General features: G+C 49.8%; 1 rRNA gene. It reads left to right on the top strand.

Annotated elements, in window-relative coordinates:
• The first annotated feature begins 21 nt into the window (after positions 1-21).
• Positions 22-2,910, top strand: a 23S ribosomal RNA gene (locus FH976_RS15490).
• Positions 2,911-3,049 lie beyond the last annotated feature (139 nt).

The raw sequence follows: 3,049 nt of genomic DNA, 5'->3' as shown, positions 1-3,049 counted from the left end.
TAAGACCCTTTTGGGTTGTATGGTTAAGTGAATAAGCGTACACGGTGGATGCCTAGGCAGTCAGAGGCGATGAAGGACGTATTAACTTGCGATAAGCGTAGATTAGGCAGTAAAAGCCACTTGAGTCTACGATTTCCGAATGGGGAAACCCACGTGCATAAGCACGTATCTTTACTTGAATAAAATAGAGTAAAGAAGCGAACCCGGGGAACTGAAACATCTAAGTACCCGGAGGAAGAGAAATCAACCGAGATTCCGAAAGTAGCGGCGAGCGAAATTGGATTAGCCCTTAAGCTTTATATGATGCAGGTGAAGGCTCTGGAAAGTGCCGCGATACAGGGTGATAGCCCCGTAACCGACACATCATACTAAGTGAAAACGAGTAAGGCGGGACACGTGATATCCTGTTTGAATATGGGGGGACCATCCTCCAAGGCTAAATACTCCTGACTGACCGATAGTGAACCAGTACCGTGAGGGAAAGGCGAAAAGAACCCCTGTGAGGGGAGTGAAATAGAACCTGAAACCGTGTACGTACAAGCAGTAGGAGCCCACTTGTTGGGTGACTGCGTACCTTTTGTATAATGGGTCAGCGACTTAATTTTAGTAGCAAGGTTAACCGTTTAGGGGAGCCGTAGGGAAACCGAGTCTTAACTGGGCGAATAGTTGCTAGGATTAGACCCGAAACCAGGTGATCTAGCCATGGGCAGGTTGAAGATTGAGTAACATCAATTGGAGGACCGAACCGACTAATGTTGAAAAATTAGCGGATGACTTGTGGCTAGGGGTGAAAGGCCAATCAAACCTGGAGATAGCTGGTTCTCCCCGAAAGCTATTTAGGTAGCGCCTCGGACGAATACTACTGGGGGTAGAGCACTGTTAAGGCTAGGGGGTCATCCCGACTTACCAACCCTTTGCAAACTCCGAATACCAGTAAGTAATATCCGGGAGACACACGGCGGGTGCTAACGTCCGTCGTGGAGAGGGAAACAACCCAGACCGCCAGCTAAGGTCCCAAAGTATAGCTAAGTGGGAAACGATGTGGGAAGGCTCAGACAGCCAGGATGTTGGCTTAGAAGCAGCCATCATTTAAAGAAAGCGTAATAGCTCACTGGTCGAGTCGGCCTGCGCGGAAGATGTAACGGGGCTAAGCTATACACCGAAGCTGCGGCATCATAATTTATTATGATGGGTAGGGGAGCGTTCTGTAAGCCGTTGAAGGTGAACTGAGAAGTTTGCTGGAGGTATCAGAAGTGCGAATGCTGACATGAGTAACGATAAAGGGAGTGAAAAACTCCCTCGCCGGAAGACCAAGGGTTCCTGTCCAACGTTAATCGGGGCAGGGTAAGTCGACCCCTAAGGCGAGGCTGAAAAGCGTAGTCGATGGGAAACGGGTTAATATTCCCGTACTTCTTATAAATGCGATGGGGGGACGGAGAAGGCTAGGTGGGCCTGGCGATGGTTGTCCAGGTTCAAGTGCGTAGGCTAATTTCTTAGGTAAATCCGGGAAATTGTTAGGCTGAGACACGACGTCGAGCTACTACGGTAGTGAAGTCATTGATGCCATGCTTCCAGGAAAAGCCTCTAAGCTTCAGTTTATAAGAAATCGTACCCCAAACCGACACAGGTGGTCGGGTAGAGAATACCAAGGCGCTTGAGAGAACTCGGGTGAAGGAACTAGGCAAAATGGTACCGTAACTTCGGGAGAAGGTACGCTCTTGTTGGTGATGAGACTTGCTCTCTAAGCTGACGGGAGTCGCAGATACCAGGTGGCTGCAACTGTTTATTAAAAACACAGCACTGTGCAAAATCGTAAGATGACGTATACGGTGTGACGCCTGCCCGGTGCCGGAAGGTTAATTGATGGGGTTATCTTCGGAGAAGCTCTTGATCGAAGCCCCGGTAAACGGCGGCCGTAACTATAACGGTCCTAAGGTAGCGAAATTCCTTGTCGGGTAAGTTCCGACCTGCACGAATGGCGTAATGATGGCCACGCTGTCTCCACCCGAGACTCAGTGAAATTGAAATCGCTGTGAAGATGCAGTGTACCCGCGGCTAGACGGAAAGACCCCGTGAACCTTTACTACAGCTTGGCACTGAACATTGAACCTACATGTGTAGGATAGGTGGGAGACTTTGAAGCATTGTCGCTAGATGATGTGGAGTCAATCTTGAAATACCACCCTTGTAGTTTTGATGTTCTAACGTAGACCCCTTATCGGGGTTGCGGACAGTGCCTGGTGGGTAGTTTGACTGGGGCGGTCTCCTCCCAAAGAGTAACGGAGGAGCACGAAGGTGGGCTAAACACGGTTGGACATCGTGTGGTTAGTGCAATGGCATAAGCCCGCTTGACTGCGAGAATGACAATTCGAGCAGGTGCGAAAGCAGGTCATAGTGATCCGGTGGTTCTGAATGGAAGGGCCATCGCTCAACGGATAAAAGGTACTCCGGGGATAACAGGCTGATACCGCCCAAGAGTTCATATCGACGGCGGTGTTTGGCACCTCGATGTCGGCTCATCACATCCTGGGGCTGAAGTCGGTCCCAAGGGTATGGCTGTTCGCCATTTAAAGTGGTACGCGAGCTGGGTTTAGAACGTCGTGAGACAGTTCGGTCCCTATCTGCCGTGGGCGTTGGAAGATTGAAGGGGGCTGCTCCTAGTACGAGAGGACCGGAGTGGACGAACCTCTGGTGTTCGGGTTGTCATGCCAATGGCATTGCCCGGTAGCTAAGTTCGGAATCGATAAGTGCTGAAAGCATCTAAGCACGAAGCGAGCCCTGAGATGAGTCTTCCCTGGCGCTTTAAGCGTCCTAAAGGGTTGTTCGAGACTAGAACGTTGATAGGCAGGGTGTGTAAGTGCTGCGAGGCATTGAGCTAACCTGTACTAATTGCCCGTGAGGCTTAACCATACAACACCTAAAGGGTTTTGGCTGGACTGAATAGAGAGTGGATACGCATTGATACTTGAATGATGGGTTGAAGAGAACGAACAAACAGCTTTCCGAATTAGTTAAGATGACGATGTCATCTTAATAAAGAATTTGCTTG

This window comes from Vibrio hibernica, from assembly GCF_015223435.1.
In the GTDB taxonomy this organism is placed as follows: domain Bacteria; phylum Pseudomonadota; class Gammaproteobacteria; order Enterobacterales; family Vibrionaceae; genus Vibrio; species Vibrio hibernica.
The sequence above is the reverse complement of the archived record's forward strand: the minus strand, read 5'-3'. Positions and strand labels throughout refer to the sequence as shown.